Source organism: Microcystis sp. LE19-8.1F, assembly GCF_027531715.1.
Classification (GTDB): domain Bacteria; phylum Cyanobacteriota; class Cyanobacteriia; order Cyanobacteriales; family Microcystaceae; genus Microcystis; species Microcystis wesenbergii_A.
On the sequence record NZ_JAPZSO010000149.1, the window covers coordinates 50579 to 56868 of the forward strand.

Sequence of the window (6290 nt, forward strand, 5' to 3'; positions counted from 1 at the left end):
TTATTTCAGGTAATGCGCTTAAGTAGGGAGGCACAATTATTTGTAGGATGGGTTAGCGGTAGCGTAACCCATGCAGGAGTTGGGTTTCATGCTTCAACCCAACCTACGTTCATCTGATATTTAATTCCACCTGAACCTCAGGGATAAGGGGAAGAATCTTGCTTTCGGGAATCTTTAACTCTCCCACCTGAACACCCAAACTAGCCAAGGCAGTTAAAGTGGTGATGATGCGGCAAATCACGTCAATGTCCGCTTTATGTTTTTGCCAGAAATTCATAGATTTTGCTCCTTTCGCCTTAGGGCTTGTTTTTTGAGGACAAGTTGATTAAAATGCTTTCAGCAAATGCTGGCAAAAGGGGATCAAAAAGTGGATCAGATGGTAGGTTGACGTTTGACGAGATTTATGTTAAGGTCCGGCGAAATCAGATTATGGGATGAAGATGTAGAAACCCTTCGTAAGGCTAAAGATGCTTATAAGGGAAACTATTCTTGTGCTTCGGAGAAAACAGAGCAAATATTAATAGAAGCAAGTCGATGGTTACTTGAGGCATTTCTCGAAGAATACCGTAGTCGAACAGAAACTTCCAGTTATACCATTCCATTAAATGTTTTGAAAGCTTGGATGAGAGAATCTCAGCCACAATCTGGACCAACTAAAGAGGTTTTAAAACCAAAGGGTAAGAAATTGTACTTACAAAATAAATCTAAGTTTCAAGGATTTGAAAATGAGAAGAAAAGAGCGTACATTAATCAAAATAAAATAAATACAACCAGAATTGAAGATATTAATGATAATTCAATTCATTTAACCTTTTATGAGGATATAAACCATTTATTAAATGAGTCTATTTTAAAGGTAATTGGCATATCTGGACCTAGTTTGCTGTTTTGTACTCAAAAAGACTATAAAAAACCAAAAATACAAACAAAAGGAAGACCCTCTAGACAGTCTTATATTGTTCAAGCTTATTGCGAAGTATTAGGCCTAGATTTTGAAAGCTTAGAATGTTGTCAACTTCATCATCAAAACCCAAAAGATCAACGAACAAATAATGAAAAGATTTATCGTGTTTTGACAAAATTTAATTATACTAATCTAGTAAATTTTACCAGTTCAATAGCTGCTAAACCTTTACGAGAAGGCAGTATTTATATTCCCCCTTGTCCTCATCAATATCGTGTTTTGTGTTTGCGTCGTTTAGAAAAAGAAATCTTGATCACTAATAATTTGCCCGTTAAACCCATTGTTTTTAAGTTTCAAGGAGATGGTCAAGAAGAATGGGATAGCTATAGTCTTTGTGAACATTTTTTCAATAATTCTGGAGGAATTAAAAATTTAAAAGCTAATAATTTTTGTTTGATTTTTGAAGGAATTGATTGTGCCGACTTTTCCCGTTTAAAAGACATTGATTCATTTTGGCAAAACTTAATTACCAACGCTCGTAAAATACAAAATAGTCCCATTAAAGGCTTTTTATTAATGATTTGGTTAGATTATGGAGAAGGGAATGATTGGAGAGATAAGGACAGATTATCAGAATTAAGTCCTATTCACCGCTTACAGATTGACTCTTGCTTTGAACAACGGTCTTTTCAGGAAATTATTCCTACTTTTGCTCAACAACTTCAGTTAGGTTGTGACTTACAGGATGAAACCACAGACTTATTTAAATCTACCTTGCAGGAATTATGGCAAAATAGCAATGAAGGCAAGATAGAAGACACACTGAAAGCTTTTTATCAACAATTTCAAGGACAATTATCGAGGGAAAATAGATGGATAAACTATCCTTAACTTACACGGGAAAAATTCAACCTAAATCGGGACTTTATTATGAACCGATTCAACAGAAAATTTATCCCTATGACGCAGGTGATGAGTTAATAGAAGTTGTTAACTTGGCTATTGAATTGGGAATGCCTTTGTTACTAGAAGGTGAACCGGGATGTGGCAAAAGTCGTCTAGCTCATGCGTTAGTTTATGAATTTAATTATCCCCGTGAAAATAATCCTATAAAATATTATGAGTGGATAGTTCAATCTACAAGTAAAGCAGAAGATAGTCTCTATCAATATGATTATATTGGCCGTTTACAAGCTGCTCAAATTAGCGGAATTTTAAGCCAAAAAGAAATAGAAGAATCTTCTTCTGAGCAAAAAAATCCAGCTACTTCAAAGGATTGGGTTGATTTACAACCCTTGGGTAAAGCATTTAAACAAAGTCAAGATAAGCAAGAACAATCGGTAGTATTAATTGATGAAATAGATAAAGCAGATCGAGATTTTCCTAATGATTTACTTTTAGCCATTGAATCTCGTCGTTTTTTCATTAAAGAAACAGGAGAACCAATTCAAGCAAATGATCAAGCTTTTCCTCTGATTATTATTACCAGTAATCAAGAAAAAAACTTACCCAATGCTTTTCTGAGACGTTGCATTTATCACTATATTGAGCTACCCAACCAAGAAAGATTAAGAAAAATATTAACCGAACGGTTTACCGACGCTGAAAAAGACGTTATCATCAAAGCAGTGGACCGTTTTCAGGAAGTGAGAACATCACAAGACGAGACTAAATCTGAAGGAGAAAAAAAAGTTAGCACCAGTGAATTAATAGCCTGGTTTAAATCGTTGCTCAAGTACAAACCTGAAGAAATTATCGCCAAATTAAAAGAGGACAAATTACCCCACGCTAGTGTTTTACTAAAAAGCCGTACTGATTTACAAGATTATGGAACAAGAGGTTAAAAAAGCCAATGACATCCCCCCTACTTGACCTATTTTATCAACTCAGAGACGAAGAAGGATTTCTGCTGTCTATTGAACAATATTATCGGGTGGAAAATTACCTGATTCAAAAACTCGCCAATGATTCTGATATTGCTATTCAAGAAAATCCCAACTTAGAGAATCCTAAAATTAAACTTCTTTGTCAAGCTTTATGGGTTAAATCCCCGAAAGAAAAAGAAAAATTTGATCAGGCCTGGACAGAGATGCTACAATTCCAACCAGAAATAAATATAGAAATAGCCAAAAAAACACCTATTCGTCATCCAGAAGAATCGATTAGCAAAATCATAAACCCGATGGATGATAGGGAATCTCACTCATTAGAAATTACCCCTCCGGGGGATACACCAATAGCACCGGAGAATTCATTTCCACAAATTGCCACAGCTATTGAAAAGCGAAAAAAAATCACATCTCTAGATAATCCTGATTATTATCCTATTGGCATCGCTAAGTTACAAGAAAGTTGGCAGCAACTGCGTCCATTACCCCTAGAAAGTCCTCGACAAACTTGGGATCTAAAAGCCACGGTGATGGCAACGGCTAAACGAGGTTTTTTTGATCAAATAATTTACCAAAAGAAACAACTTTATCGCCGAGAAATTATAATTTTTATTGATTGTTCTGACTCGATGATTCCCTTTGCAGGATTTGGGCGAATAATGAAGCAAACTTGGGCAAATGTTCCCCATTTTTACTTTGATAATCTGATTAGAGACGAGGTTTTACGACAAGAAAACGGTTGGGAAAGTCAATCTTTAACCAAAGTTCTCTCTAACTATTCTCCGGAAGTAACCAGTTGTCTAATTCTTAGTGATGCGGGTGCCGCTAGAAAACGTTATGTAGAAGAGCGCTTGAGCGCAACAGAAACCCTTATCCGACGATTTAGCCGAAGATTTAGCCGAGTCGCATGGTTAAACCCCTTACCCTATCATCGATGGTATGGGACAACTGCGATCGATATTGCTGATTTAGCTGAAGATATACCCAATTTTTCCATGTTTGAACTAACCACAGAGGATTGGGAAAACTTGATAACATGGCTAAAAGAAGAAGCTATCCCACCCCGTCATTTATTTAATCCTAATCAATTTCAACAAGGGGATAATTGGGATGAGGATGAAGATTTTTTTAGCGCAGAAAGCCGTTTAAGATTATTTGAAAAAGAAAACAAACCAAACACCAGAGAACTAGCGAAACGAGCGGCATTTCCCCTTAGTTTATCCCCTAATTTACTTTATTATCTGCGTCAACATCAAGATAAAAATAATCAAGCTCCCTGGTATGCGATCGCTGATATTTTACTCTCCAGTTTAGTCCGCAAAATAGATCGAGAACTCTATGAAATGTCTCCCGATGTTCGTAAACTACTATTAGAAAAATTAACCCCAGAGGAACTCAAATCTCTGGCCTATCAGTTACAAACCTATATTCAGGAACAAATCGGTGATCATTGCTCAAAATCGGTTTATTGGCAAAATCAACAATGGTTAGCTCTTGCCTACCTAAAACCTAGTCAAGCGGTCAATGAAATCAGACAGGTACTAGCAGAAGCTATCAAAAATAATAACCGAGTGCGTCTTGTGAGATTGACAGCTTTATTAGAAAATATATCCGCTGCTTTAGCCGATTATGAACCCTTGTTATTGCTTAATAAACCGATTGCCGCCTATTCTAGAGGGGATTTAAACCACGTTGGCAATGTCCTTCAACTTTCCCCAGAAGACGAAGGAACCCGACAAAAACGTTTAATAGACGAAGTAGCCGCTATTGTTCCCTACGATGAAAACCTTTTCCTTTTTACCGCAGAAACGGTACTGGTTAATGAAACAGGCCAAGTTATCAAGAGAAAACCTGTTAAAGCCTATTTTTACGATGAAAACCTTCCAGAAGTTGGCAACCAGAAAAAAGCTCAAAACTATATCCGCATGATGTATATTCCCCAAGGAGAATTCTGGATGGGAACGGAAGATGAGGAAATTGAAAGACTGGTTAAAAAATATGGTTGGGAAGGATATAGAAGTGAAAGACCACAACACCTGGTCAAAGTCCCCGCTTTCTACATGAGTCAAACCCCGATTACCCAAGCTCAGTGGAGAGCGATTGCCTCTCGCACGGATTTAAAAGTAAAACGAGATCTTGACCCTGATCCCTCCCGCTTTAAAGATCCCCCCAAACCCCCCTTAAAAAGGGGGGCTTCCGATTCCCCCCCTTTTGAAGGGGGGGCTAGGGGGGGATCGCCCACGCGCTGGGATAGACCCGTCGAACGAGTCAACTGGTACGATGCCGTCGAATTTTGTGCAAGATTATCGAAACTAACGGTTCGGGAATACCGACTACCGAGTGAGGCAGAATGGGAGTACGCCTGTAGAGCGGGGACAAAAACACCCTTTCATTTTGGGGAAACGATAACGGCAGATTTAGCTAACTATCGAGCTACTGAAACCTATGCCGATGAACCTACAGGAGAATATCGACAACAAACGACTCCCGTGGGACAGTTCCCCCCAAACGCTTTTGGGTTGTACGATATGCACGGCAATGTCTGGGAATGGTGCGCCGATACCTGGCACGATAATTATAAGGATGCACCGAGGAATGGAAGTGCTTGGACAAAAAATGGGGATGATAATCGTTCTCAAATACGGGGCGGTTCTTGGTTCAGCATTCCCTATTACTGCCGTTCCGCTTTCCGCCGCCACAACGACCGCCGCTACTTCGTCATCGACGGCTTCGACCTCGGTTTTCGGGTGGTGTGCGGTGCTGGGAGGACCCTGTAACCCTTTTTCTCTTTTTTTCCCTTTTTACCCTCATTCCCTTTTCCGGAATTTTTTGGGGCAAGCTATAGAACAAGTGTATTAGTTTAGGGGTTAATTATCTAGGGTTTGCTGAAAAAGTAGGGTTAGGGATAGGTTATGCCCGAATGCTTCGCCCCTACAGGACGCGATCGCCGCTCAAGATGCAGGGTTAGGGATAGGTTATACTAAATCCGGTTATTAAAAACCGATTATTTATTACCTCTTTTCCCTTTTGCCTCTTGCTTTTTGCCTGTCCTTATAAGTAGCATATACTCAACGGATTTAGTATTAAACTTCCGAAGTAACCGTGAGCGGCGATGCTGTAATCTATCTTCGTGCTTTTTTTTGTGTTAACGGGTTCTTTAAATCCTTTTATAGCAGTTTTCATCAGAATGAGGCATGGGCAAGGGGCTTAAGCCCCTTGTTGGCAAAACTTGTCGATACCTCAGTAACGTGAAAAGCGCTATATAAACCCCTATTATTCGAGTTCTTGAGGTTCAATAACCAACTTAATTCCCTGAATAATTAATTTGATTTTTTCCTGAGAAAGTCTTCCGATAGACTCCGTTAAAAGACGCTTATCAACCGTGAAAACCTGTGAAACATTAACAACACTGGATTCAGGTAAATTCCCTTCACCCTCATTCAATAAAACATTACCAATAGCTTTTGCTCGTCTCAAATTGGTTGTTAATGGACACA

General features: G+C 38.8%; 5 protein-coding genes. 3 read left to right on the forward strand and 2 right to left on the reverse strand.

The window, feature by feature from the left end:
• Positions 1-109: 109 nt before the first annotated feature.
• Positions 110-277, reverse strand: a complete 168-nt coding sequence (locus O9334_RS14925; protein WP_288000860.1) for a hypothetical protein — start codon at positions 275-277, stop codon at positions 110-112.
• A gap of 126 nt (positions 278-403) precedes the next feature.
• Between O9334_RS14925 and O9334_RS14930 the strand changes: the two genes are divergently transcribed.
• Genes O9334_RS14930 through O9334_RS14940 form a run of 3 tightly spaced genes read left to right on the forward strand, consistent with a single transcriptional unit; the run spans position 404 to position 5570 of the window.
• Positions 404-1795 carry a hypothetical protein gene (locus O9334_RS14930; protein WP_288000863.1) on the forward strand — a complete coding sequence of 464 codons (1392 nt, stop codon included), beginning with the start codon at positions 404-406 and terminating at the stop codon, positions 1793-1795.
• Entirely contained in the window at positions 1777-2748 is a 972-nt protein-coding gene (locus tag O9334_RS14935; protein WP_288000866.1) for an AAA family ATPase, read from the forward strand. Before O9334_RS14930 ends, O9334_RS14935 begins: the two co-directional genes overlap by 19 nt.
• A gap of 8 nt (positions 2749-2756) precedes the next feature.
• The gene (locus O9334_RS14940; protein ID WP_288000869.1) at positions 2757-5570 is read left to right on the forward strand and encodes a formylglycine-generating enzyme family protein; all 2814 of its coding nucleotides are present in this window, start codon (positions 2757-2759) and stop codon (positions 5568-5570) included.
• Positions 5571-6066: 496 nt separating this feature from the next.
• Here the strand turns inward: O9334_RS14940 and O9334_RS14945 are convergent.
• Positions 6067-6290: type II toxin-antitoxin system PemK/MazF family toxin (locus O9334_RS14945; protein ID WP_288000871.1), on the reverse strand; the 224-nt coding region annotated here is incomplete at its 5' end.